The organism is Pseudonocardia humida, from assembly GCF_023898865.1.
Classification (GTDB): domain Bacteria; phylum Actinomycetota; class Actinomycetes; order Mycobacteriales; family Pseudonocardiaceae; genus Pseudonocardia; species Pseudonocardia humida.
The window spans coordinates 1-23043 of sequence record NZ_JAGSOV010000088.1 but is presented as its reverse complement, the minus strand read 5'-3'; the positions used below and the strand labels follow the sequence as shown (position 1 = coordinate 23043).

Annotated in this window: 23 protein-coding genes; 8 read left to right on the top strand and 15 right to left on the bottom strand. The window is 75.6% G+C overall.

The annotated features are described in order from the left end of the window. Positions 1 to 151 precede the first annotated feature (151 nt). Positions 152 to 493: a DUF3040 domain-containing protein gene (locus tag KDL28_RS37255; RefSeq protein ID WP_252446204.1), complete on the bottom strand. Its 342-nt coding sequence runs from the start codon at positions 491 to 493 to the stop codon at positions 152 to 154. A gap of 57 nt (positions 494 to 550) precedes the next feature. Here KDL28_RS37255 and KDL28_RS37250 point away from each other — a divergent pair, with 57 nt between their 5' ends. After that, positions 551 to 1324 carry an alpha/beta fold hydrolase gene (locus KDL28_RS37250; protein ID WP_252446203.1) on the top strand — a complete coding sequence of 258 codons (774 nt, stop codon included), beginning with the start codon at positions 551 to 553 and terminating at the stop codon, positions 1322 to 1324. 16 nt (positions 1325 to 1340) lie between these two features. Here KDL28_RS37250 and KDL28_RS37245 read toward each other — a convergent pair whose 3' ends face one another. The 8 genes from KDL28_RS37245 to KDL28_RS37210 all read right to left on the bottom strand — a co-directional run bounded on the left by KDL28_RS37245 (position 1341) and on the right by KDL28_RS37210 (position 8743). After that, entirely contained in the window at positions 1341 to 2891 is a 1551-nt protein-coding gene (locus KDL28_RS37245; protein WP_252446202.1) for an MSCRAMM family adhesin SdrC, read from the bottom strand. Between the two features lie 292 nt (positions 2892 to 3183). Next, positions 3184 to 3528, bottom strand: coding sequence for a hypothetical protein (locus KDL28_RS37240; protein ID WP_252446201.1), 345 nt, complete (start codon positions 3526 to 3528; stop codon positions 3184 to 3186). Between the two features lie 89 nt (positions 3529 to 3617). Beyond that, complete coding sequence (locus KDL28_RS37235; RefSeq protein ID WP_252446200.1) at positions 3618 to 4253, bottom strand: TetR/AcrR family transcriptional regulator; 636 nt, start codon at positions 4251 to 4253, stop codon at positions 3618 to 3620. Between the two features lie 38 nt (positions 4254 to 4291). Then, positions 4292 to 4504, bottom strand: a complete 213-nt coding sequence (locus KDL28_RS37230) for a ferredoxin (protein ID WP_308216117.1) — start codon at positions 4502 to 4504, stop codon at positions 4292 to 4294. Beyond that, positions 4501 to 5706, bottom strand: a complete 1206-nt coding sequence (locus KDL28_RS37225; RefSeq protein ID WP_252446199.1) for a cytochrome P450 — start codon at positions 5704 to 5706, stop codon at positions 4501 to 4503. The genes KDL28_RS37230 and KDL28_RS37225 overlap by 4 nt, the downstream gene beginning before the upstream one ends. Before the next feature lie 126 nt (positions 5707 to 5832). Continuing rightward, positions 5833 to 7053: an erythromycin esterase family protein gene (locus KDL28_RS37220; protein ID WP_252446198.1), complete on the bottom strand. Its 1221-nt coding sequence runs from the start codon at positions 7051 to 7053 to the stop codon at positions 5833 to 5835. Positions 7054 to 7066: 13 nt separating this feature from the next. After that, positions 7067 to 7774 carry a VOC family protein gene (locus KDL28_RS37215; protein WP_252446197.1) on the bottom strand — a complete coding sequence of 236 codons (708 nt, stop codon included), beginning with the start codon at positions 7772 to 7774 and terminating at the stop codon, positions 7067 to 7069. A 6-nt stretch (positions 7775 to 7780) separates the two neighbouring features. Then, positions 7781 to 8743 (bottom strand): cyclase family protein, encoded by a 963-nt coding sequence (locus KDL28_RS37210; protein WP_252446196.1) that lies wholly within the window; start codon positions 8741 to 8743, stop codon positions 7781 to 7783. Between the two features lie 266 nt (positions 8744 to 9009). Here KDL28_RS37210 and KDL28_RS37205 point away from each other — a divergent pair, with 266 nt between their 5' ends. Beyond that, positions 9010 to 10551: an acyl-CoA synthetase gene (locus tag KDL28_RS37205; protein WP_252446195.1), complete on the top strand. Its 1542-nt coding sequence runs from the start codon at positions 9010 to 9012 to the stop codon at positions 10549 to 10551. Between the two features lie 8 nt (positions 10552 to 10559). Here the strand turns inward: KDL28_RS37205 and KDL28_RS37200 are convergent, their stop codons facing one another. Next, a complete protein-coding gene (locus KDL28_RS37200) occupies positions 10560 to 11105 on the bottom strand; it encodes a TetR family transcriptional regulator (RefSeq protein ID WP_252446194.1) in 546 nt (181 codons plus the stop codon). 47 nt (positions 11106 to 11152) lie between these two features. On the opposite strand from KDL28_RS37200, the gene KDL28_RS37195 reads away from it, so the two are divergent. The 4 genes from KDL28_RS37195 (at position 11153) to KDL28_RS41930 (ending at position 17626) form a co-directional block, all read left to right on the top strand. Next, positions 11153 to 12793: an FAD-binding protein gene (locus tag KDL28_RS37195; protein WP_252446193.1), complete on the top strand. Its 1641-nt coding sequence runs from the start codon at positions 11153 to 11155 to the stop codon at positions 12791 to 12793. A gap of 212 nt (positions 12794 to 13005) precedes the next feature. Further along, positions 13006 to 15135 (top strand): acyl-CoA dehydrogenase family protein, encoded by a 2130-nt coding sequence (locus KDL28_RS37190; protein ID WP_252446192.1) that lies wholly within the window; start codon positions 13006 to 13008, stop codon positions 15133 to 15135. Between the two features lie 122 nt (positions 15136 to 15257). Next, positions 15258 to 15446 carry a hypothetical protein gene (locus tag KDL28_RS37185; RefSeq protein ID WP_252446191.1) on the top strand — a complete coding sequence of 63 codons (189 nt, stop codon included), beginning with the start codon at positions 15258 to 15260 and terminating at the stop codon, positions 15444 to 15446. Further along, a complete protein-coding gene (locus KDL28_RS41930; RefSeq protein WP_252446190.1) occupies positions 15443 to 17626 on the top strand; it encodes an ABC transporter permease in 2184 nt (727 codons plus the stop codon). Before KDL28_RS37185 ends, KDL28_RS41930 begins: the two co-directional genes overlap by 4 nt. On the opposite strand, the gene KDL28_RS37175 is transcribed toward KDL28_RS41930, so the two are convergent. After that, on the bottom strand, positions 17623 to 18366 hold the full coding sequence (locus KDL28_RS37175; RefSeq protein WP_252446189.1) for an SDR family NAD(P)-dependent oxidoreductase: 744 nt from the start codon (positions 18364 to 18366) through the stop codon (positions 17623 to 17625). The genes KDL28_RS41930 and KDL28_RS37175 overlap by 4 nt on opposite strands. Before the next feature lie 126 nt (positions 18367 to 18492). Between KDL28_RS37175 and KDL28_RS37170 the strand changes: the two genes are divergently transcribed. Continuing rightward, the gene (locus KDL28_RS37170; RefSeq protein WP_252446188.1) at positions 18493 to 19248 is read left to right on the top strand and encodes an enoyl-CoA hydratase-related protein; all 756 of its coding nucleotides are present in this window, start codon (positions 18493 to 18495) and stop codon (positions 19246 to 19248) included. Between the two features lie 18 nt (positions 19249 to 19266). Here the strand turns inward: KDL28_RS37170 and KDL28_RS37165 are convergent, their stop codons facing one another. The 3 genes from KDL28_RS37165 to KDL28_RS37155 form a co-directional block, all read right to left on the bottom strand. Continuing rightward, a complete protein-coding gene (locus KDL28_RS37165) occupies positions 19267 to 19731 on the bottom strand; it encodes a PaaI family thioesterase (protein ID WP_252446187.1) in 465 nt (154 codons plus the stop codon). Continuing rightward, the gene (locus KDL28_RS37160; RefSeq protein WP_252446186.1) at positions 19728 to 19916 is read right to left on the bottom strand and encodes a hypothetical protein; all 189 of its coding nucleotides are present in this window, start codon (positions 19914 to 19916) and stop codon (positions 19728 to 19730) included. Before KDL28_RS37160 ends, KDL28_RS37165 begins: the two co-directional genes overlap by 4 nt. A gap of 135 nt (positions 19917 to 20051) precedes the next feature. Continuing rightward, a complete protein-coding gene (locus tag KDL28_RS37155; protein WP_252446185.1) occupies positions 20052 to 20876 on the bottom strand; it encodes an SDR family NAD(P)-dependent oxidoreductase in 825 nt (274 codons plus the stop codon). A 104-nt stretch (positions 20877 to 20980) separates the two neighbouring features. Between KDL28_RS37155 and KDL28_RS37150 the strand changes: the two genes are divergently transcribed. Further along, positions 20981 to 22165, top strand: coding sequence for a zinc-dependent alcohol dehydrogenase (locus KDL28_RS37150; RefSeq protein WP_252446184.1), 1185 nt, complete (start codon positions 20981 to 20983; stop codon positions 22163 to 22165). On the opposite strand, the gene KDL28_RS37145 is transcribed toward KDL28_RS37150, so the two are convergent. Next, complete coding sequence (locus KDL28_RS37145) at positions 22143 to 22886, bottom strand: DedA family protein (RefSeq protein WP_252446183.1); 744 nt, start codon at positions 22884 to 22886, stop codon at positions 22143 to 22145. The genes KDL28_RS37150 and KDL28_RS37145 overlap by 23 nt on opposite strands. Between the last annotated feature and the right edge of the window lie 157 nt (positions 22887 to 23043).

Below are 23043 nucleotides of genomic sequence, written 5' to 3'. Positions count from 1 at the left end.
TCCAGCAAGGTTCGACGGGTATCTCGGCGGCCCAGGTGCCCGCTGGCTGCGTTGCCGGCCGACCCGAGTACGCCAGGTACGAGGGCCGACCGGCGCCTTGCCAGCGAACACCTGGATCCACCGATATCCATCAACCTTGCTGGACGGGCCACTAGGACGCGGCGGGCTTGCGCGGCGGCGGGGCCACCGGGCGCGGCTTGCGCAGTGCGCGCAGCCGGGGCACCAGCAGCAGGAGGGCGGTCAGCGCGATCGACCCGGCGACCGCCGCCGCGCCACCGACACCGCCGACGAAGGCGGCCGCCAGCAGCAGCGCGCAGGCCACCACCGCGTAGACCGCGAGGGCCGCTTTGGGCAGCGGCTCCACCGTCGACCCTCCCGTCGAGAACCGACGGATCAGCTCGGGGTCGTCCTCGGTGAGCCGGCGTTCGAGGTCGGCGAGCTGCATCTGCTCGGCGTTCGTGAGGCGACGGTCCGACGGCAGGTCTGGGAACATGGCAGTGAGTACCCCGGAATCGTCCGGGCCATGGGACGAGTTTGGGGAGATCACCAGGTGAGAGCAGCAGACGTGGCCACGGGCGCCCGAACGCTGGCGCGCGCGCTCTACCGCGAGTTCGGACCGGTCCTCGGCGTCGGTCGCGTCCGCCTGCGCCGCCACCCCGTCTGGGCCGCGCCCACGCGCGACGGCGACGGCGTCGGAGTGGTCGTGGTGCCCGGATTCGGCGGCTCCGACCCCAGCATGGCGGTGCTGCGGCGGTGGCTGCGCAGCCGCGGCTACCGGCCCACCGGCGCCCGGCTCTGGCTCAACCTCGGCTGCACCGGCGACCTCGTCGACCGGCTGGAGCAGCGCGTCGTCGAGCACGCCCGGGCGACCGGCGGCCCGGTCGTCCTGCTGGGGCACAGCCGCGGCGGATGGCTCAGCAGGCTGGTCGCGGTGCGCCGCCCCGAGCTGGTGCGCGGGCTGGTCATGCTGGGCAGCCCCGTGCTCGACCCCCTCGACGCCCGCGGGCTCGCCCCGCTGCTACTGGGGGTGCTGGTCCGGATGTCCGCGCTGGGCCTGCCGGGCCTGCTCGACCGCGAGTGCATCGCCGGCACCTGCCGCGACACCACGCTCGACGGGCTGACGGCGCCCCTGTCCGTGCCGGCGGTGGCGATCTTCTCCCGGGACGACGGCGTGGTCGGGTGGGAGTCCTGCCGCGACCCGGCGGCGGAGTGGGTCGAGGTGCGCAGCAGCCACACGGGGATGGGCATCGACCCGGAGCTCTACGAGCACCTGGTGCCGCGGCTGCGGGCGTGGGTGCGCCAGCACCGGATCGCCGCCGCCTGACCGGGACGGCGGCGGGTCAGCGGTCGGAGCCCCGGTCGTCGCGGTCGGAGCCGCGGTCGTCGCGGTCGGAACCCCGGTCGCCGTCGTCGGAGCCGTGGTCGCGCTTCTCGTCGGAGCCGCTGTCCTCGCGCTTGTCCGAGTCGCTCTCGTCGGACTTCCCGGAGTCGGACTCGGCGTCGGACTTGCCGGAGCCGCCGCCGTCGGGATCGTCGTCGGACTTCTCGTCCGAGTCGCCGTGATCGGACTTGTCGCGGTCGGTCTTGTCGCGGTCGGACCTGTCGTCGGACTTGTCGTCCCCGGTCTTGTCGTCGTCGGTCTTGTCCTCGTCGGACGTGTCGCGGTCGGACTTGTCGTCGGCGGAGTCGTCGCGGTCGGACCCGTCGCCGTCGTCACCCGGGCGGTCGCGCTCGTCGTCGGCGGACGCGTGACCGTCGCCGCGGTCGTCGGACTCCTCGTCGGCGTGCCGCTCCTGGTCGTCGCCGTCGTCGTGGCGTTCGGTCCCGTGGCCGTCGAACCACTGGTCGCTGGTCCAGGAGTCCTCGGCAGGGCCGGGCCCGAACCACTCGTCGCTGGCCCACTTCCCGTCGTCCGGGAGGGCCCGCTCGGCCTTCCCGGGCTGGAACCACTGCTCGGAGGCCCACTGGCGCGACGGCGACGACTCGGCCGCCCGGCGGTCGTCAGACGCTTCGGACCCGCGCTCGTCGGCGTCGTGGTCGTCGTGGGCGTCGCGTCCCCGGTCGGTCGGGGCGGGCGCGGGGTGCTCGCGGACCTCGGTGGAGCCGCCGTGCACGGCGGCGCGCTCGAACCAGTCGGGGACGACGGCCGCGCGGCCGGTGTCGCTGTGCCCGCTACCGGTGCCGCGGTGCCCGTCGTCGCTCGCGTGGCTCGCGGCGGACACGCGCTCGCCCGCTCCGGAGCCGGGGCCGGAGGGCGAGGACTGGTGCGCACGGTCGGGGACGTCCACCCGAGCGGCGGTGTTCTGGATGGCCTGCTGCGCCGGTGCGGCGATGACCCGTTCGGCCGGTCCGGCGAGCGGGGCCGGAACGGGGGCGGGCGGGCCGTCGGGGACGGGCAGCAGGGGGTTCTCGAACTCGAACGACGGGCCGGGGACCACGACCGGGAGCCGCACCGTGTCGTCGTCGAGGGGCAGCCCGAGGCGGGGGCCTGCGGCCAGCGGGGCCTGCTGCTTGTGCGGGCGGTCGAGCCGGCCGCCGGCGCCGACCGGCACGTCGTCGGCGTCGGTCGCGCCGGGCCGTGCGGGGGCCGGGACGGTGGTCGTCGGCTCCGGTTCGGGGGTCTCGACCGGGCCGGCGCCGGCGCCGGCGAGGGGCTGCAGCGCCGTCGTGTACGCGACCGACCCCGTGGCGACGGCGACCATGCCGGCGGCGAGCGTGGTGGTCAGCGCGGCGCGGGGGCCGTTGTGCCGGTCGGCGCGGCGACGGTTGCGCGGGGGCGGGGTCGCGCCGGAGGCGGTGCCGCCCGCGGTCGGTACCGCGGGCCCGATGAGATCGCTGTCGCGCACACCCGCCCGGCGGTGCGGAGAGCCGCTGGAGTGCTTGCCCCCCACCAGACCTCCCCGCTGCCGAAAGCCCGATCGATCACGGGCAGTACAGATCCTGCCGGTGAACCCGGGTGGATGGTAGACGGTGCGTGGTGATCGCCGCGCAACGGAACGGCGATTCGTGACGTGGCCGTGGCCGGGACGCAGGCGGCTGCGCCGGAGGTGGGCGCTCAGCACAGCCGTTCGGCCTAGTCTGTTGAGCAGAGCGGCCATCCGTCGTGGCGTACGGCCGCACACCGCCGAGGTCGAACGGGGTGGATGGCGGGTTCCCGCCGCGTGTCGCGGTCGCGCCGGCGGATCAGGCCGGTCGGCGGTCGTCGTTGGGCTCGATGCCGGTGTCGATGTCGGTATCGATGTCGGTGTCGGTCCCGGCGCTGAGTCGGGGAGCGGCTGGCCGGTCGGTCGGTGCGGGCACCGCCCGGGGTGGCGCGGACGGCACGGAGCGCGCCGCGATGCGGCCGCGGGCGGTGCTCAGGTGCAGCGCCACCGCCCCGGTGATCAGTTCGGCCTCGGCGTCCCAGCGGGTGTCCCGCTGCTCGTCGGGCAGGGCCTGGTACGAGATCAGCAAACCCTCGAGCGCGGCGAACAGGTCGCCGACGGCGGCGGCCCTGCCGCTCGGGCCGGGTGCGGGCGGGCGGGTCATGGTCTCGTTGGTACCGACGGCCGGAGTCGGACCGAACACGGCGGCGATACGGCGCCGTGAACTCACGCTGCATACGGCTGTGCGGGGGGCTACCCGACCGGTGAGCACTCACCGCGTGGCGGCGGCACCGGCGGCTCCCAGCCCCCCGGGGCCGGTGGCGGCAGCGCGGGCGCGCCCGGACGCAGGCCGTCGAGCAGCAGCGACAGGTAGCGGCGGCGATCGGCGCCGTCGGGGTCACCGTCGCGCACCACCGCCAGCACCATCACCAGCACGGCGGCCACGTCGCGCAGGGCGACGTCGGTGCGCACGGCACCGGCCCGCTGGGCGGCGCGGAGGACGTCGTCGAGGTCGCGCAGGTAGCGCTCCGCGATGTCGACGCCGACGGCGCCGGTCTCGCGGGCCGCGCGGAACAGCCCGCGGTGCGCGGCGACCCGCTCCAGCGTCGCGCCGAGCACGTCGCGCAGCCCGGTCGCCGGGTCGGGCGCCTCCCGGGCGGCCTGCGCGAGCGGCTCGATCTCGGCGCCGAAGACCGTCTCGAAGGCGGCCTGCACCAGCCCGTCGCGGCTGCCGAACAGCCGGTACACGGTGGCGACGCCGACGCCCGCGCGCTCGGCGAGGTCGTCGAGGCGCAGCTGCGGCCCGACCTCGTCGAACGCCGACACGGCCGCGGCGACGATCCGCGCGCGGTTGCGCACCGCGTCGGACCGCCGCCGGATTTCGGGCATTTGCGCACGTTAACACCCGGATGCGGACCGGGGGACGGTCAGCGCCCGGCCAGCCGCAGCGCCCCCGACGGGCAGGTCTGCACCGCCCGGCGCACGCCCTCGCCGTCGGGCGGCTCCTCGACCAGCAGCACGACCAGGCCGTCGTCGTCCTGGTCGAAGACGGTGTCGTCGGCGTACACGCACATGCCGGCGCCTATGCAGACGTCGCGGTCGGCGATCACCCGGACGGTGGCGGTCTCCGCGTCGCTCACCAGGTCACCTGCAGCTCGGTCAGGCCGTAGACCACGTGGAACGAGCGGAAGGCGGCCGTGCCCGGCACCTCGGCGAGCCCGGGGAAGCGGCGCAGCAGCGCCGGGTACGCCACCCGCATCTCCAGCCTGGCCAGCGGCGCGCCCAGGCAGTGGTGCACGCCGTGGCCGAAGGCCAGGTGGCCGACCTCGCCGCGGGTGACGTCGAGGCGGTCGGGATCGGTGGTGGCGCCGGGATCGCGGTTGGCCGCGGGCAGCGCGAAGACGACCAGCTCCCCGGCGGGGATGCGCGTCCCGCCGATCTCCACCTCCGTGGTGGTCGTGCGCACGACGCCGGTGTGCACGATCGAGAGCCAGCGCAGGAGCTCCTCGACGGCGGGACCGACGGCGTCGGGGTCGTCGCGCAGGAGGGCCAGCTGGTCGGGGTGGCGCAGCAGGGCCAGCGTGCCCAGCCCGAGCATGTTCGATGTGGTCTCGTGCCCGGCGATGAGCAGGATGTTGGCGATGCCGATGAGCTCGTCGGTGCTCAGGTCGTCGCCGTGCTCGCGGACCAGCATCCCCAGCATGGCCTCGCCGGGCTCGCGCTGCTCGCGCGCGACCAGCCCGGACATGTACGCGCGCGACTCCGCCTGCAGGCGCATCCGCTCGTCGACCGGGATGGACATGTTGAGCAGCCGCCCGGTGCGGTGCTCGAAGCCCGCCCGGTCCTCGGGGGGCACGCCGAGCAGTTCGCAGATCACCAGGGACGGGACGGGCAGCGCGAACTCCGCGATCAGGTCGGCGGGCGGGCCGGAGCGCTGCATCGCGTCGAGGCGCTCGTCGACGATCTCGTGGATGCGCGGCTCCAGCCGGCGCATCCGGCGCACGGTGAACTCCGGGGTCAGGAACCGGCGCAGCCGGGTGTGCTCGGGCGGGTCGACGAGCAGCGGGTTGCCCGCGCGCATCCGCCGGATCGTGGCCTCGTCCATCTTCGGCATGCCGGGGACACCGCGCACGGGGGCGGCGTTGCTGAACCGGGCGGAGTCGGCGAGCGCCGCCCGGACGTCGTCGTGCCGGGTGAGCACCCAGACGTCGATCCCGAACGGGCTGCGAGCCCGGCCGACCCGCTCGGTCTCGCGCAGGGCGCCCAGCTCGGGCGCCGGGTCGAACCCGTCGCGGAGCATGTAGACCGGCAGCTCGGTCGGGGCGGTGGTGGTCTCGCTCATGCGGTTGTCCCCCGTCGGTCGGTGGCAGAGCGGTAGTGATAGCCAGCTATCACATAACCCGGTATACCAGCCTCCCGGCCCGGCCCGCCGCCGATTCCCGGGTCGGCGCGGACCGCCCTCAGGGGGTCACGGGGCCCACTCGGTGCGGTCGACGGGGGAGATGCGGTCGAGCACGGCGACCATGTCGAACGCCTGGAGCACCGGGACGGGCTGGTAGGCGTCCAGGACCCGGATCCGCTCCGGCCCCGGGCCCCGCGCGCCGCGCAGGTCGACGAGGTGCCCGCCGGGCACCACGGCCTCGATGCTGCCGGCGACCGGGGCCCCGAGCTCCACGTCGACCACGGCCACCCCGCCGGGGGCGTCGGGGTCGGCGCGGCGGCTGGTGGTGGTGCCGGCGGCCGCGGTCACCGCGATCGCCACGTACGCCCCGCCGAGCCGGGCCGCCAGGTGGCTGCCCAGCACCGACTGCTCGCCCACCCCCGGCAGCGGCATCGGGGTGCGTTGGATGTGGCTGTTCGCGGCGCCCACGACGACCCGCGCCCCCGGCCCGCCGCGCTCCAGCATCCGGAACACCGTCTCGGCCATCCCGCGGTCGCGGGCCGTGACACCCGTCGGTGGGCCCCCTTCGGTCAGCATGGCCATCAGGCCGCGCATCCCCAGGTCCAGCAGGCAGCCCAGGCGCAGCTCGTGGCGCGCGACGTCGTGGGCCTCGGAGCCGTCGTCGAGCGCGTCGAGGTGCACGGCCAGGTCGGCCAGGCCGGCGGTCATCGCGTCCCGGTCGGCGCGGGAGAGCCCGGCGTAGCGGCGCTGGGCGGGCGGGGCGTGCTCGTCGGCGTAGCGCCCGACCTGCGCGACCAGCCGGTCGACCAGCGGCAGGGCCTGCGGGTCGGCCACTTCCAGGTAGCGCCGCACGCCGCGCAGCGCAGGCAGCGGCGACGCGTTCGAGCCGGGCACGTCCAGCCCCGCGAACGGCAGGCCCGCCGCCCGCATCCAGGCCAGCTGCGCGCGCACCTCCGGGCAGCGGCCCATCCGGTAGGTGATGCCGTCGCGACCGAGGTCGGCGAGGTCGCCGGGGCCGCCGCGCGTCCAGGCGTCGACGGCGAGGCCCTCGCTGAACCCGGACTCCATCCCGAACGCGGTGAACCCGCATCGCTCCACCAGTAACCGCAGCAGGCGGTGGCGCAGCAGCGCGTACTCCCGGACGAAGTGCGCGGTCTCGCCGATCGCCACCACCCTGGCCCCGCGCAGCCTCTCGACCAGCGGTTCCAGGTCGTCCAGCGGGGCGGCGGGGTCGAGCGTGGCGAGCACCGTCGTGCCCGCGTCCGCGGCGAGGCCGGCAGGGATCATGCCGGAACGGTAGTCACCGCCGCACGGAACGGAACCGCGTACCGGCGACCTGGAACGACACCTGCGCCGCGCCCGGCGCCGCCCAGAGGTCGACGCCCACCAGCCCGGCCCGCTCGCCGGGGCCGACCGTCACCGTGGACCGGTCGTCGAGGACCAGCCGGTCGCCCCGCGGCTCCACGGCCAGCGCGCGCGCCCACCGCTCCAGCAGCGCCCCGGGGTCGGGGCCGACCAGGCGCACCCCGGCGATGCCGTCCGCGACGACGGCCCGCGCCCGCTGCGCCCACCCCGGCCCGCCCCACCGCCACGACGACGGCGGCACGGGCTGGTCGAGCGAGATGATCGCCGCGCCGACGTCGGCCGGGTGCACGTGGGTGGAGCGGATGTCGTCGTGGTCGACGTCGAGCACCGACCGCATGCCGTTCGCGGCGAGGACGCGGCGGCCGTCGTCGAGGTCGTCGACCTGGAAGATCGCCATGTAGCCGCAGTCGCCGCCCTGCCGGGCCATGTGCCGCTCGGCGGGCGAGCCCGCCCCCGGCGTGTGCGGGCTGACCACCTCCAGGAACGCGTCGCCGACCGGGAACACCGCGTTGTGCAGCCCCCACCGGTCGACCACCGGGTCGTGGAAGGGCTCGCCGAGCCCCAGCTCGCGGCGCCACACCTCGGACACCGCGTCGCGGTCGGCCGCCGCCACCGCGACCTGCCGGATCCGCAGCGTGCGCACGGCGGCCTACTTGACCGCGAGCGCGTTGGCCGGCGAGCCGATGCCGCCCCTGGCGTTCATCGGGGTGCTGGACAGCATGGCCTCCCAGCGGCCGTCGGCGCGGCAGTCCTCGACGAGGTCGCGCAGCCACCACAGCTCGCCGATGGCCAGCCCGAACTGCCCGATCAGCACCTGGTGCAGGAAGCCCCACGGCCACGCCTCGCGGCGGTGGTCGGGCGGCCACACCTCCAGCGCGGGCGCGTCGGTGACGACCCCGCCGACGTGCAGGTCCCACAGGTACTCGGCCATCTCCGGCGTGTGCTCGATCCCGGCGGCGCGCAGCGCGTCGCGGTGGGAGATGCGCACCCGCTCGGCCCGGCCGAGCGTGGCGTACCAGTCCAGGAAGCCGGTGTGCAGCACCAGGACGTCGCCGGTGGTGACCTCCACCCCGGCCGCCTCCCGGGCGGCCTCGAGGTCGGCCGGGGTCAGCGCGACCGCCGTGCCCGGCCCGCCGCGCTCGTCGACGGCGCCGGCGAGGTCGAGCACGACCGCCCGGGTCACGATGCCGCGGGCGGCCCAGTGGTCGATGGTGTTGGCGCCGCCGTCGACGTCCGCTGCGGTGCGGCCGTTGTAGAAGCGGTCGCGGTCGAAGGCGACGTGCGCCAGCGCGTCCCACTGGCTGCCCGACTGCGGGTAGAAGTTGTCGTGCACGTCGTCGAGGGCGGCCCCGGGCCGGGTCACCAGCGTCGTGCGGCGCGCGAACCCGCGCCCGAACAGCGGCGGGTCCAGGAAGTCCGAGGCCAGGTCGAGCGGGAACACCGCGCCCCGACGCACCAGCCCCGCCGCCTGCACGGCCTTGGCCGGGGTGACCAGGTTGAGCAGCCCGACGGAGTCGTCCTCGCCGAACAGGTGCCACCCGGACCGGGCGCCGCCGTCGGTCTCGGGGAGGTCGCGGTAGCGCGGGGGAGCCCCGTCGCCGCGGTCTGCCATCAGCCGGGCCCCTTCGCCGGTCGGTGATCGTCGCCCCATTCGACGGCGGCCGGGCGGGCGTGTCAACGCCCCACCGGAGAATGACGGTCACTCAATCCGCTTCGCCCTGGTCGCGGCGCGCGAACGGGTGACAGGGCCGGGCGCCGCCGTCCCGTCCCGACGGAGAAAGCCGGGTACTCAATGGCTGACCACGGCCGCACGCGCCGGTTATCGTCGCCATGGACCCGGGTCGACGGAGACCGGGCCTGGGGAGGGTGGGACCGCACATGCACCTGAGCACCCTGGCGGCCGCGCACGGCGACAAGCCCGCCGTGATCATGGGCGGCACCGGCGCGACGACGTCGTACCGCGAGCTGGAGGACCGTTCCAACCGCATCGCCCAGCTGTTCCGCCGCCGCGGCCTGCGCCCGGGCGACCACGTGGCGATCCTGCTGCGCAACCAGGCCGAGGTGTTCCCGGTGATCTGGGGCGCCCAGCGCGCCGGGCTGCTGCACACCTCGGTGAACTGGCACCTGTCCGCCGCCGAGGCCGCCTACATCGTGGCCGACTGCGGGGCCCGGATGCTCATCTCCGCCGCCGACCTGGAGGACATCGCCGCCCCGGCCGCCGCGTCGCCGACCCTGGAGTCGCGGGTGACGGTGGGCCGGGTCGAGGGCCAGGAGTCGCTGGACGAGGCCGTCGCCGACCTGCCGGCCACCCCCATCGAGGACGAGGTCGAGGGCGGCTACATGTGGTACTCCTCGGGCACCACCGGCCGTCCCAAGGGGATCCTGCCCCAGCTCAGCGGGGCCCCCTTCGGCACAGGGAACGCGTTGGACCAGCGGCTGGGCCAGGCGTTCGGCTTCGGCCCCGACACGGTCTACCTCTGCCCCGGCCCGCTCTACCACGCCGCCCCGCTGGCCTGGTCGATCGGCACCATCCGCAACGGCGGCACGGTCGTGGTCATGGAGCGCTTCGACGCCCGCGCCGCGCTGGAGCTCATCGGGCGCCACCGGACCACGCACGGCCAGTTCGTGCCGACGATGTTCGTCCGCATGCTGAAGCTGGACGAGGCGGAGCGGGCGGTGTTCGATCTGTCCAGCATGCGGATGGCCATCCACGCCGCCGCACCGTGCCCCGTCGACGTCAAGCAGAAGATGATCGACTGGTGGGGTCCGGTGCTGCTGGAGTACTACGCCGGCAGCGAGGGCAACGGCATGTGCCTCATCGACAGCGCGACCTGGCTGCAGCGCCGCGGCTCGGTCGGCCTGCCGGTCAACTGCGAGGTGCACATCTGCGACGCCGAGGGCGAGGAGTTGGGCGCCAACGAGGTCGGCACGGTCTGGTTCGCCGCCGAGGGCGTCGGGTTCACCTACCACAACGACCCGGACAAGACCGCCGCCGCGTACAACGACCGCGGCTGGAGCACCCTGGGCGACCTCGGCCACGTCGACGAGGACGGCTTCCTCTACCTGTCCGACCGGCGCGCCGACCTGATCATCTCCGGCGGCGTGAACATCTACCCCCGCGAGGTGGAGGACGTGCTGGTGCTGCACCCGGCGGTCGCCGACGTCGCGGTGATCGGGCTGCCGGACGAGGAGATGGGCCAGCGGGTGCACGCCGTCGTCCAGCCGGCGGACCCCGGCGCCGACCACGCCGCGCTCGCCGAGGAGCTGCGCACCTTCGCCCGCGAGCGGATCGCGCACTTCAAGGCGCCGACGTCGGTCAGCATCGAGGCGGAGTTCCCCCGGCTGCCCAGCGGGAAGGTGCTGCGCCGGGTGCTGATGGACCGGATGACCGCGCAGGCCACCACCGGCGGCCCCGGCTGACCCGGGCGTCAGCCCAGCCCGATGAGCTCCCAGGCCCGGCGGGCGACGGTGCGCCGCCGGTCCGGGGGCGCACCGGCCACCGCCCCGGCGACCATCGCGATCGCCACCAGGAGGTCGTCGAGGTCGATGTCGGGGCGCACGGTGCCCGCCTCGCGCGCCGCGGCCAGCGCGGGGCCGAGCGCCGCGCGGACGCGGCGCGCCGGCTCGGCCAGGCGGGCGTCGTCGGAGGCGCCGGCGAGCAGGTCGATGAACGCGGTGGAGGCCACCACCTGCTCGGTCAGCGCGGCCAGCAGACCGGCCAGGGTGGCGTCGGGGTGGGCGGCGGCGCGCTCCAACGCGTCCAGGTTCTCGTCGAAGACGGCCAGCGCCAGGCTCACCCGGTCGGGGAAGTGCCGGTAGAGGCTGCCCTGGCCGACCCCGGCCCGCCGGGCCACCGCGCTGAGCGGGGCGTCGAGGCCCCGGCGGGCGAAGACCTCGCGGGCCGCGGTGAGCAGCGCGCTGCGGTTGGCCCCGGCGGCCCCGGGCCCGCGGTTCGCTCGACGGTCACCGGGCACCCCGGTACGGTAGCTACCGGACAACATTGTCCGGTGGGGGAGGCGCGATGCCGACGCACTGGGACCGCGAGGTCGACCTGCTCGTGGCCGGGACCGGCGCCGCCGGGCTCACCGCGGCGATCACGGCTCGGGACGCCGGTGCCGACGTGCTCGTGGTGGAGAGCACGGACAAGTGGGGCGGCACGACCACGCTCAGCGGCGGCGGGCTCTGGCTGCCGGCCAACCCGCTGATGGCCGGCCTGGGCGCGGTCGACTCCGTGCAGAACGCGCTGCGCTACCTGGACGAGGTCGTCGGCGACGTCGGGCCGGCCGGCTCGCCCGCGCGCCGGCGGGCCTTCGTCGAGGCCGTGCCCGGGTTCTTCGGGCTGTTGCAGCGGCTGGGCGTGCGCTGGGTGGCGGCGAAGGACTACCCCGACTACTACCCCGACCGCCCCGGCGGCATGATCGGCCGCTCGGTCGAGGTGGAGCCGTTCGACACGCGCAAGCTCGGGGAGTGGTTCGCCCGGTCGCGCGCGGGGGAGGGGCTGCCGCCGCTGCCGCTCAAGACCGACGACGTGTGGCTGCTGGCCCGGGCCTGGTCCACCCCCGACGGGTTCGTCCGCGGCGCCCGGTTCGTGCTGCGCAGCCTGCTCGGCGCGGTGCGCCGCCGCCGCCTCTACGGCACTGGCACGGCGCTGTCGGCCAGCCTCATGCACATCGTCCGCACCCAGGGCACCGAGGTCCTGCTGGACGCCCCGGTGGTCGACCTCGTCGTCGAGGACGGCGCCGTGGTCGGGGCGCTGGTCGGCGCGGGCGAGGAGACCATGGCCGTCCGCGCCCGTCAGGGCGTGCTGCTGGGCGCGGGCGGGTTCGCGCACAACGCCGAGTGGCGCAAGCGCCACCACGGCATACCCGGCTACAGCTCCGCCGCCACCGGCGACCAGGGCACCGCGATCGCGCTGGGGCAGAAGATCGGCGCCGACGTCGCGCTGATGGACGACGCCTGGTGGGGCGCCGGGGTTCCGATGCCCGACGGCTCCACGCAGTTCGTGCTGTGGGAGCGCTCCTTCCCCTACTCGATCGTCGTCGACGGGACGGGCGAGCGGTACCTCAACGAGTCGGAGAGCTACGTCGACTTCGGCCACCACATGCTCGAGCGCGACGAGGCGGTGCGCGCCGTGCCGTCGTGGCTCGTCGTCGAGCGCCGCCACCGTCGCCGCTACCTGTTCACCGCGCTCGCGGTGGCCGGGAGGAAGCTGCGCCGGGCCGGCACGCTGGTCGAGGCGGCCACCGTCGAGGAGTTGGCCACCGCGCTGGGCATGGAACCGGCCCGGCTGCGCGCCACCGTCGACCGGTTCAACCGGTTCGCCGCCACGGGCGTCGACGAGGACTTCGGTCGCGGCCGGACCGCATACGACCGCTACTACGGCGACCCCACGGTGCGTCCCAACCCGAACCTCGGCCCGCTGGAGCGCGGCCCGTTCCAGGCGATCGAGCTGGTGCCCGGCGACCTGGGCACCAAGGGCGGGCTGCTCACCGACGAGCACGCCCGCGTGCTCGACACCGACGGCCGGGTGATCCCCGGGCTCTACGCCGCCGGCAACACCAGCGCGTCGGTCATGGGCCGCACCTACCCCGGCGCCGGCGCGACGATCGCCCCGGCCGCGATCTTCGGCTACCTCGGCGCCCGCCACGCCACCGCCCGCTGACCCCGTCGAGAACGAACCTGTTGTCGGTTGGACCGGTCCAAAAGGGCGACGAGTTCGTTCTCGACGGGGTGGGGGCGGCGGGGGGATTTCCGGGCACTCTAATCCGGGTGTCGTCGGGGTCCGGGCTCTCCGCTCGCGGGGGGCTGCTGCCGTGGCCGCAAAGCGAATACTCTTCGACCGGACGGAGCGGTCAGCGGAAGAGGGTGCCTGGCATGGCGTTGGCGATCACCGAGGAGCACGCCGACCTGAGCGGTGTCGTGCGTGAGTTCGCGGTCGAGCAGGGGGCGCGGGCCGCGGCCCGGCGGGCGGCGGTGGACCCGCCGGTCCCGGGCGCCGACCCCGACCCGCTGTGGAAGCAGTCGGCCGGGCTCGGCTGGACCGGGCTGCACCTGCCCGAGGAGCACGGCGGCTCCGGCTACGGGCTGCCCGAGCTGGCGGTGGTCCTGGAGGGACTGGGCCGGGAGGTCCACGGCGGCCCGCTGCTGCCCACCGCGGTCGCGTCCGCGCTGGTCGCGCGGCACGGCACCGACGAGCAGCGCGCGGCGCTGCTGCCCGGGCTGGCCGACGGCAGCACTCCGGCCTCGCTCGCCGTCGCCGGCTCGATCGGGAGCGACGGGCGCGGCGACGCCGGTCCGGCGCTGGGCGCGGTGTGGGCGGCGCTGCACCTGGTCCGCAGCGGCGACGACGTCGTCGTCCTGCGCGGCGACGCCGTGCGCGTGTCCGCCCGCGACGGGCTCGACCCGTCGCTGGGCGTCGCGGCTGTCGCCGTCGAGGGCTCCGGCGAGGTGCTGGTCGGCGCGGCCGCGTCGGCCACCCGGCTGCTGCGGGTGCTGGCCGCGGCCGAGGCGGCCGGCGGCGCTCGGGCCACCCTGGACATGGCCCTGGCCTACGCCAAGGTGCGCGAGCAGTTCGGCCGCATCATCGGCAGCTTCCAGGCGATCAAGCACCACCTGGCGGACATGCAGGTCCGCAGCGAGCTGGCCGTGGCCACCGCGTGGGACGCCGCCCGCGCCGAGGGCGACGACGGGCAGGCCGACCTGGCCGCCGCGACCGCCGCCGCCGTGGCGGTCGACGCCTACCTGCAGAACGCCCGGATGAACATCCAGGTGCACGGCGGCATCGGCTTCACCTGGGAGCACGACGCCCACCTGTACCTGCGCCGGGCCACGGCGCTGTCCGCGCTCGCCGCCCCGCTCGACGCCGCCACCGCCGACGTCGCGGCCCGTGTCGCGGCAGGCGTGCGCCGCAAGCACGACGTGGCGCTGCCCCCGGAGGCCGAGCGGTTCCGGACGACCGCGCGCGAGTTCGCGCAGCGTTACCGCAGCGCCGCCGAGGGCGAGAAGCGCAGGCTGGCCCTGGAGGAGGGCTACCTGGTGCCGCACTGGCGCCGGCCGTTCGGCCGCGAGGCCGGGCCGGTCGAGCAGCTGGTGCTGGAGCAGGAGCTGGTCGGGCTGGGCCTGCCCAACTACGGCATCGGGGGCTGGGTGCTGCTCACCCTCACCCAGACCGCGTCGCCGGAGCAGATCGAGCGCTGGGTCCGCCCCGGGCTGCTCGGCGAGCAGGTCTGGTGCCAGCTGTTCAGCGAGCCCGGCGCCGGCTCCGACGCCGCCGCCGTGCAGACCCGCGGGGTCAAGGTGGACGGCGGCTGGCGGGTCACCGGGCAGAAGGTGTGGACCTCCGGGGCCCAGTTCTGCCAGCGCGGCCTGGCCACCATCCGCACCAACCCCGACGCCTCCAAGCACGCCGGCATCACCGCGATGGTGATCGACCTGACCGCGCCCGAAGTCACGGTGCGCCCGCTGAAGGAGATCACCGGGCACTCGATGTTCAACGAGGTGTTCTTCGACGACGTCTTCGTGCCCGACGAGGACGTGGTCGGCGAGCCGGGCGCGGGCTGGGGGGTGGCCCGGGCGACCCTGGCCAACGAGCGGGTCAGCATCGGCGGGCAGCGGGCCGGCTTCTCCGCCCGCAAGCTGCTCGGCCTGGTGGACAGGCACACCCCCGGCGACATCGGGCTGACCCGGCAGGTCGGCGCGCTGATCGCCGAGGAGGCGGGCATCGAGCTGCTCAACCTGCGGGCCGTCGAGCGCGCGGTGATCGGCGCGGAGCCGTCGGTCGAGGGCAACGTCAGCAAGCTGCTCGGCGCCGAGCACGGGCAGCGGGTGAGCGAGCTGGGCATGCGGATCGCCGGGGCGGCCGCCGTCACCGGCGGCGAGCCGGACCTGACGCTCAACTACCTGTACCAGCGGGCCATGACGATCGCAGGGGGGACGTCGGAGGTGAGCCGCAACGTCATCGCGGAGCGGATCCTCGGGCTGCCGCGTGAGGCGATCATGAACTAGCCCGCCGGGCCCGGCCCGCTCGCGGAGAAACCCCGCGACTCGGCCGGAAGTACGAGGGGGCGGTGCGGGTTCGGACCTCCGGCCGAGGTGCCCGCACCGCTCGCTCGGAGATCGTTCCGGCCATGGTGGACGTGATCTGGGCGACGCTGGGCGTCGCGGGCTGGATGGCCGGGGTGCTGGTCCTGCTGACGATGGCGCTGTTCCCGTGGGTGGAGGAAGTGGGGGCGCGCCGCCGGTCGGCCGCCCGGCCTGAGCACACCGGGCGCACCGGGCGCACCGAGCGGCCCGCGCTGTCCGGGGTGGGGCGGTGATCGGTCCGGCGGCGGGCGCGCTGCTGGCCGAGACCCGGCGCCGGCCCGGGCGGCTGCTGCTCACCGGGCTGGCGGTGCTGGTGGCGACGGTGTTCGCGGCCGGCACGCTGCTGCTGGCCGAGACGCTGCGCGGGTACGTGGCCGACCGCACCCAGCAGACCCCGGCCGGGGCGGCGGCCGTGGTGCTGGCCGAGGAGCTGGCCGTCCCCGAGCCCGACGGGGCCGCGCTCGTGGCCGCCGTGGCGGGGGTGCCGGGCGTCGTCGAGGTCGTGCCGGCGTGGACGGCGCTGCTGCCGGTCGACGGGGCCGGCGCGACCACCCGCTGGGAGATCGGGTCCGACCCGATGCTCGGGCCGCTGACGCGGCTGCCGGCGCCGGTGCAGGGCCGGGTCGCCGCCGCGCCGGACGAGGTCGTCGTGGGCGAGGGCACCGCGGAGCGGACGGGGCTGCGGCCGGGCGCTTCGCTGACCATCACGCCGGACGCGGGACCGGCGCGCACGGTGACCGTCACCGGCGTCGTCGAGGTCCCCTACGACGGCGTCAACACGGTCATCGGGACGCCGGAGGCGGTCGGGTCGATCGGGGGTGTGCTGTCCCAGATCGACGTGGCCGCCGCGCCCGGCACCGACCCGCAGGCGCTCGTGGCGGGCGTGGGCGCGGCCGTCGGGGCGCCGCAGGCCGTGCGCACCGGCGACGAGCAGCGGCTGGCGGAGGTCGAGTCGGCGTCGCGGGCGGTGTCGAGCGTGCTGCTCGGCGTCGGGGTGTTCGCCGGGCTGGCGATGGTGGCCGCGGCCGTGGTGGTCGCCTCCACCTTCCGGATCGTGCTCACCCAGCGGCGCACCCAGCTCGCCCTGCTGCGCTGCGTCGGAGCCCGGCGCGGGCAGGTGGTCCGGGCCGTGCTGGCCGAGGCCGCGGTGTCCGGGCTGGTCGCCGGGGCGCTCGGGGTCGGGGCGGCGGTGCTGCTGGGCTACGGCGTGACCGGGGTGCTCGCGCTGCTCGGGCCGGACTCGGCACCGGTGCTCGCCGTGCCGTGGGTCGGGATGCTGGGCTGCCTGCTGATCGCGGTGCTGGCCACGGTGCTGGCCGCGCTCGCGCCCGCGCTGGCCGCGGCCCGGATCCCGCCGGTGGCCGCGCTGGGGGCGGCCGCGGCGGGCGAGTCCGGGGCGCCGCGGCCCGGGCCGCGGCTGCTGCTGGCCGGGGCGCTGGCCGCCGCGGCGGTGGCCATGGCCGTCTACGTCGTCACCGGGACCGAGCCGCAGAACGTCTCGGAGGCCGCGCTGGCGCTGCTGGCCGCGTCCGGGATGGTGCTGTTCGCCGCGCTGGTGACGGCGGGTCCGGTGCTGGTCAGGGGTCTGGCTGCGACGGTGGGACGGGTGGTCGCCGCGTTCGGGAGGGCCCCGGGGCGGCTGGCGACGGCCAACGCCGCCCAGGTGCCGCGGCGGACCGCGGCCACCGTCTCGGTGCTCACGCTGGGCGTCGGGCTCACCGCGGGCCTGCTGGTCGCGCTGGCCGCCACCCAGGAGCGCGCGGAGAGCTCGATCGAGGCGCTGTTCCCCGGCGATGTCGCCGTCACCGCGGACGACCCGGCGGCGCTGGCCGACCGGCTGGGGGCGGAACCCGCGCTCGTCGTCGTCCGCGCCGACGGGACGGGGGTCTTCCTCGACGCGGCACCGGGCGTCGAGCCGAGCGCGGTGCGGCAGGCCGTGGACGCCGCCGTCGACGGGCTGCCCGGCGCGTCCGTGCAGTTCGCCTCCGACGTGCGCGCGGAGCTGGAGACCATGCTGTTCGCGATGCGGGCCATCGGGCTGGCGCTGGTCGGGATGACGCTGCTGGTGGCGGTGGTCGGCGTGGCGGTCACGCTGATGCTCTCGGTCACCGAGCGCACCCGGGAGACGGGCCTGCTGCGCGCGGTCGGGCTCTCCCGCCGCGGCGTGCGGGCCACCGTGGCCTGGGAGGCCGCGCTCACCGGGACCGGTGCGGCGCTGCTCGGCGCCGTCATCGGTTCGGCCTACGGCCTGCTGGGCGCGCGGGTGCTCGACCTGGGCGACGGGCTGGTGCCCAGCGCGGTCGTGCAGCTCGCCGCCCTGGTCGTCGGGGTGGTGGTGCTGGCCGTGCTGGCCGCCGCCCTGCCGGCCGCGCGGGCCGGTCGGGTGCCGCCCATCCGAGCCCTGCAGGCCTAGTAGAGGCCGCCGTCGACGCGGACGATCGTGGCGTTGGTGAAGCTGGAGGCCGGGCTGGCCAGGTAGAGGGCGGTCGTCACGATCTCCTCCGGCCGGCCCGGTCGCCCGATCGCGCTGCGGCTGCGCCGGCGGTCCTCCTCGGGCCAGTGGTCGGCGATGTCGGTGAGGAAGGGCCCGGCCGAGATCGTGTTCACCCGCACCTTCGGGGCGAACTCCAGGGCGAAGGCCGTGGTCAGCGCGTTGAGCGCGGCCTTGGCCCCGGCGTAGGGGCCGAAGCGCGGCTTGGGCATCAGCGCGCCGGAGGAGGAGACGTTGATGATCGAGCCGCCGTCGCCGTCGGCCATCCGCTGCCCGACGAGCGCGGTGAGCCGGAAGGGGCCCTTGAAGTTGACCCCGACGACCTTGTCGAACAGCTCCTCGGACGTCTCGACCGAGGACGGCGCCAGCGGCGACATGCCGGCGTTGTTGACCAGCACGTCGACCCGGCCGAACTCGGCGTAGGCCGCCTCGACCAGCGCGTCCAGGTCGGCCCAGCGCCCGACGTGCGTGGGCACGGCCAGCGCGCGCCTGCCGCGCTCGCGGACCTCCCGCGCGGTGGCCTCGCAGGCGTCGGCCTTGCGGCTGGCGATCACGACGTCGGCACCGGCGTCGGCGAACGCGAGCACCATCTGCCTGCCCAGGCCGCGGCTGCCGCCGGTGACCAGCGCCACCCGGCCGGTGAGGTCGAACAGGTCGGCCATCGTGCTCCCATCGGGTCGCCACGACGGTGACCGGGTGGCGCCGTCGACCCGAGTAGCATACTCAATTCGCGGGTCCGGGCTGTAGGGTCGAGGCGTCGAACCCCACCCCGAGCAGGGAGAACGCCGATGACCGTGAGCCCGGTCCGCACCGAGCTGCACGGGCACGTGCTGGTGGTGACGATCGACCGCTACCGCAGGCGCAACGCGGTCGACCGGGCCACCGCCGACGGCCTGGACGCCGCCTTCAACCGCGTCGACGACGACCCCGACATCCGCTGCGCCGTCCTCACCGGCGCCGACGGCGTGTTCTCCGCGGGCAGCGACCTGACCGCGGGCGGCGACTACGTCACCGAGCGCGGCGGGGAGTACGGCCTGGTCCGCAGGCACCGGACCACCCCGCTGATCGCCGCGGTCGAGGGCCTCGCCCTGGGCGGCGGCCTGGAGCTGGCGCTGGCCTGCGACATGGTGGTGGCGGCCCGCGACGCCCGGTTCGGACTGCCCGAGGTCACCATCGGCCTGGTGCCCACCTGCGGGGCGCTGTTCCGCGGCCCGCGCGCCCTGCCGCACAACGTCGCCCGCGAGCTCGTCCTCACCGGCGACCCGATCCCGGCCCAGCGGGCGCACGAGCTCGGGCTGGTCAACCGGCTCACCGAGCCGGGGGAGGCGCTGGCAGGCGCGCTCGCCCTGGCCGAGCGGGTGTGCCGCAACGCGCCGGTCGCCGTCCGCGAGTGCCTCGCCGCCACCCAGCGCGCCATCGGGCCCGACGACGAGGGCTGGGCGGCCACCGACCGCGCCGCGGCCACCGTCCGGGCCTCCGACGACGCCGCCGAGGGCGTGCGCGCGTTCCTGGAGAAGCGCCCGCCGGTCTGGACGGGCCGCTGACCGACCCGGGGCGGGAGGTCAGGGCTGGCCGGGCTTGAGCTCCACGAACAGGCCCTGGGCCTCGGCGCACAGCCGGTCGCCGTGGTGCAGGGTGCCGTGCAGCAGGCGCTTGCGGCCCTGCTCGGACTCGAACCACGTGGTCACCCGCAGCTCCTGCTCGATCGGGGTGATGCTGCGGTAGTCGACCTTCAGGTAGGCGGTGCGGGACGGCTTGCGCGCCCCCGTGTTGGCCAGCCTGCCCATCAGGTCGTCGAAGACCAGCGGGATGGCCCCGCCGTGCACGGCGCCGTTGCCGCCGAGGTAGTACCGGCCGAAGCTCACCCGCCCGCTCGCCCGCTGCTCGTCGTGGTCGTCGAGGACGAGCACGGGGGTGAGGGTCTGGCCGCGGCCGGGCACATCCGGCACGTGCCCGGTGATCTGCCTGCGCTCGTCGACGGCGTGCGCGGCCAGCCGCGCGGACAGCTCGGCGACCGTCCTGGTCACGTCGGCCACGAGGTCGGCGGGCGGGGCCGCGGCGGGGCCGCGGCGGTCACCCGGTCCTGCAGCACGCGCAGCGCGTCGATCATCTCCAGGAAGCCGTCGGGCACATCGAGGCGGGCGTGCCAGCCGTTGCCCAGCTGCTGGGTGAGGCCGCCGGGTGTGCCCCGGTACCGCTCGTCCGTCGTCACCCGTGCTCCTGATCCGTGGTCGGTCGGGCCGAGGGTATGCCGGACGGCGCGGCCGTCGGCCGGGGCGTGGGGACGGTCACCGTCGACCGCTTCGCCCTGTCCGACGTGCCGCGTCGCTGTCGGCCTCGGTCGGGCCTACTTCGCGCTGCCGGGTGCGGCCATCCGCTTGTGCATGGCGGCCTTGAGCCGGTCGGGCAGCAGGCCGGAGAGCTTGCCCTGCGCCTGGCTGGACACCGAGCCGCCGAACACCTTGTCCTCGCCCTTGAGCAGCGCCTTGAACCCCTGCTCGGCGACCTGCGCGGGGTCGTCCTTCGAGGAGCTGCCGACGTTGGTGTCGTCCATGTCGGCGCGGTGGAAGAACTCGGTCTCGGTCGGTCCCGGCATCAGCGCGGTGACCGTGACGTCGGCCTCCTCGTCGCGCAGCTCGGCCTGCACGGCCTCGGAGAACGACTGCAGGAACGACTTGGACGCGTTGTAGACGGCCTGGTAGGTGCCCGGCATCGTGGACGCGATCGAGGAGGTGATCAGGACGCGGCCCTCGCCGCGGGCGACCATGTCCCGCAGCACGTGCTTGGCCAGCCGCACGGTCGAGGAGACGTTGAGGTCGATCAGGGACTGCTCGTCGGCGATGTCGATGTCGAGGAACCGCCCGCCCTGGCCGACGCCGGCGTTGAGCGCCGCGGCGTCGAGGGTGCCCGCGGCGCGGCAGGCCGCGTACAGCTCGTCGACGCCCGCGGGACGGCGCAGGTCGACGCGGACGGCCTGCACGGCACCGCCGTGCGCGCGCAGCTCGGTCTCGGCCACCCCGATCCCGGCGTCCTCGGCCGCGATGATCAGGTCGAAGCCGTTCTGGGCGAACACGCGGGCCAGCTCGCGGCCGATTCCACTGGAGGCGCCGGTGACCAGGGCCAGCGGGGCGGGGTCGGAGGATGCGTTCGGGGTCGGTGCGCTCTGGGTCATGCCGGTCGGCTACCCGGATCGCTCGCGTCGACACGCGCGGTTGAGCCGGTCGGGCCCGGGTAGCCGAGACGGGATCACCATCGACCGGCACTGGAGGACGAGCAATGCGCGCAGTCACCTGGCACGGCAAGCGGGACGTCCGGGTGGACACCGTGCCCGACCCCCGGATCCAGGACCCCACCGACGTCATCGTGAAGATCACCTCGTCCGGGATCTGCGGCTCCGACCTGCACCTCTACGAGGTGCTCGGGCCGTTCCTGGACGAGGGCGACATCCTCGGCCACGAGCCGATGGGCGTGGTGGCCGAGGTCGGGCCGGAGGTCACCGAGGTCGCCGTGGGCGACCGCGTCGTGGTGCCGTTCAACGTCTCCTGCGGTACCTGCTTCATGTGCGGGCAGGGCCTGCAGTCGCAGTGCGAGACCACCCAGGTGCGCTCGCAGCGCAGCGGCGCCGCGCTGTTCGGCTACACCAAGCTCTACGGCCAGGTCCCCGGCGGGCAGGCCGAGTACCTGCGGGTCCCGTTCGGCAACACGCTCCCGATCAAGGTGCCGGAGGGCCCGGCGGACGACCGGTTCGTCTACCTGTCCGACGTGCTGCCCACGGCCTGGCAGGCCGTCGCCTACGCCGACGTGCCCAAGGGCGGCAGCCTCACCGTGCTGGGCCTGGGCCCGATCGGGGCGATGGCCGCCCGGATCGCCCGCTACCAGGGGGTGGAGAACGTCATCGGCGTCGACCTGGTGCCCGAGCGGCTGGAGCGGGCCCGCAAGGACGGCATCGAGGTCGTCGACCTGAAGGCGCACCCCAAGAACCTCACCGAGGCGGTGCGCGCGCTGACCGACGGGCGGGGCACCGACTCGGTGATCGACGCCGTCGGCATGGAGGCGCACGGCTCGCCGGTCGCCAAGGTCGCCCACCAGGCGGTCGGGCTGCTACCGGACGCGCTGGCCGCGCCGTTCATGAAGACCGCCGGGGTGGACCGGCTCGGCGCGCTGCACGCGGCCATCGACCTGGTCCGCCGCGGCGGCACGATCTCGCTGTCGGGCGTGTACGGCGGGATGGCCGACCCGATGCCGATGCTGACCATGTTCGACAAGCAGGTCCAGCTGCGGATGGGCCAGGCCAACGTGTGGCGCTGGGTGCCGCAGATCCTGCCGCTGCTGGTCGACGGCGACCCGCTGGGCGTGGACGACTTCGCCACCCACCGGGTCTCGCTCGAGGAGGCACCCCAGGCCTACGCGACCTTCCAGGCGAAGCAGGACGGGATGATCAAGACGCTGCTGCGCCCGTGAGCACCCGCACCGGCTCGACCCCGCCCGCGTCGCCCTCGGGAACCCGCTGCTGCGGCACCACGACGGCGACCGGGGCGGGGGCGGGCCGGGTGGCGGCGCGGCGGGCGCGCAGCTTCGGCACGGCCCCCAGCACCAGGCCGGCCACCGTGCCCAGGCTCAGCCCGAACGCGAGCCCGTAGAGCGGGTTCTGGGCGAAGGTCGCCCCGCCGAGGTAGCCCAGCACCGCCGACCAGGCCGCCGACAGCGGCGTGCCCAGCGCGGTGAACGCCAGGAACCGCCCGGTCGGGTAGGTCATCGCGCCCGCCACGAGGGTGGCCACCGTCCGGCCGCCGGGCAGGAACCGCGCGGTCAGCACGACCGTGCCGCCGCGGCGGGCGAGCAGTGCGGCGACGCGGTCGTAGGCGGCGGCGCGGCCGCCGCCGAGGCGCCCGCGCACGGCCGGGCCGAGCGCCCGCCCGATCACGTAGCCGGCGACCTCGCCGATGAACGAGCCCAGCGCGGCCGCGCCGATCACGACCAGCAGGTCCTGCTGGCCGCCCGCGGCGGCCACGCCGGCGCCGATGATGAGCGCCTCGCTGGGCACCACCGGGAGCAGCGCGTCGACCACGGCCATGGCGACGATCACCCCGAGCAGCCACGGGGAGGCCAGCGCGATCTGGGTGACGTACTCCAGGTACTCCTGCACGTACTCCAGAGTCCGCCGTGCACCCGCTCCGGGCATCAGTAGAAGGTCGGAGATGACCCTGGCTTCTGGATGAATTCCCCTCGGGGTCACCCCCAGGACACGCGGACGGGGGCCCCCCCGGGCGCGGGGGCCCCGCCCGGGCGGGGGGCGCCCCCCGCGCGGGGCGGGCCACAGCATTCCCAGCGAGGCCCCC

Bases quoted from the DNA above. Each gene is read 5' to 3' on its own strand.
- KDL28_RS37190 (WP_252446192.1), top strand. From the start codon at position 13,006: ATGGCGTTGGCGATCACCGAGGAGCACGCCGACCTGAGCGGTGTCGTG.
- KDL28_RS37255 (WP_252446204.1), bottom strand. From the start codon at position 493: ATGTTCCCAGACCTGCCGTCGGACCGTCGCCTCACGAACGCCGAGCAG.
- KDL28_RS37175 (WP_252446189.1), bottom strand. From the start codon at position 18,366: ATGGCCGACCTGTTCGACCTCACCGGCCGGGTGGCGCTGGTCACCGGC.
- KDL28_RS37145 (WP_252446183.1), bottom strand. From the start codon at position 22,886: ATGCCCGGAGCGGGTGCACGGCGGACTCTGGAGTACGTGCAGGAGTAC.
- KDL28_RS37240 (WP_252446201.1), bottom strand. From the start codon at position 3,528: ATGACCCGCCCGCCCGCACCCGGCCCGAGCGGCAGGGCCGCCGCCGTC.
- KDL28_RS37205 (WP_252446195.1), top strand. From the start codon at position 9,010: ATGCACCTGAGCACCCTGGCGGCCGCGCACGGCGACAAGCCCGCCGTG.
- KDL28_RS37185 (WP_252446191.1), top strand. From the start codon at position 15,258: ATGGTGGACGTGATCTGGGCGACGCTGGGCGTCGCGGGCTGGATGGCC.
- KDL28_RS37210 (WP_252446196.1), bottom strand. From the start codon at position 8,743: ATGGCAGACCGCGGCGACGGGGCTCCCCCGCGCTACCGCGACCTCCCC.
- KDL28_RS37155 (WP_252446185.1), bottom strand. From the start codon at position 20,876: ATGACCCAGAGCGCACCGACCCCGAACGCATCCTCCGACCCCGCCCCG.
- KDL28_RS37235 (WP_252446200.1), bottom strand. From the start codon at position 4,253: ATGCCCGAAATCCGGCGGCGGTCCGACGCGGTGCGCAACCGCGCGCGG.
- KDL28_RS37225 (WP_252446199.1), bottom strand. From the start codon at position 5,706: ATGAGCGAGACCACCACCGCCCCGACCGAGCTGCCGGTCTACATGCTC.
- KDL28_RS37170 (WP_252446188.1), top strand. From the start codon at position 18,493: ATGACCGTGAGCCCGGTCCGCACCGAGCTGCACGGGCACGTGCTGGTG.
- KDL28_RS37220 (WP_252446198.1), bottom strand. From the start codon at position 7,053: ATGATCCCTGCCGGCCTCGCCGCGGACGCGGGCACGACGGTGCTCGCC.
- KDL28_RS37150 (WP_252446184.1), top strand. From the start codon at position 20,981: ATGCGCGCAGTCACCTGGCACGGCAAGCGGGACGTCCGGGTGGACACC.
- KDL28_RS37195 (WP_252446193.1), top strand. From the start codon at position 11,153: ATGCCGACGCACTGGGACCGCGAGGTCGACCTGCTCGTGGCCGGGACC.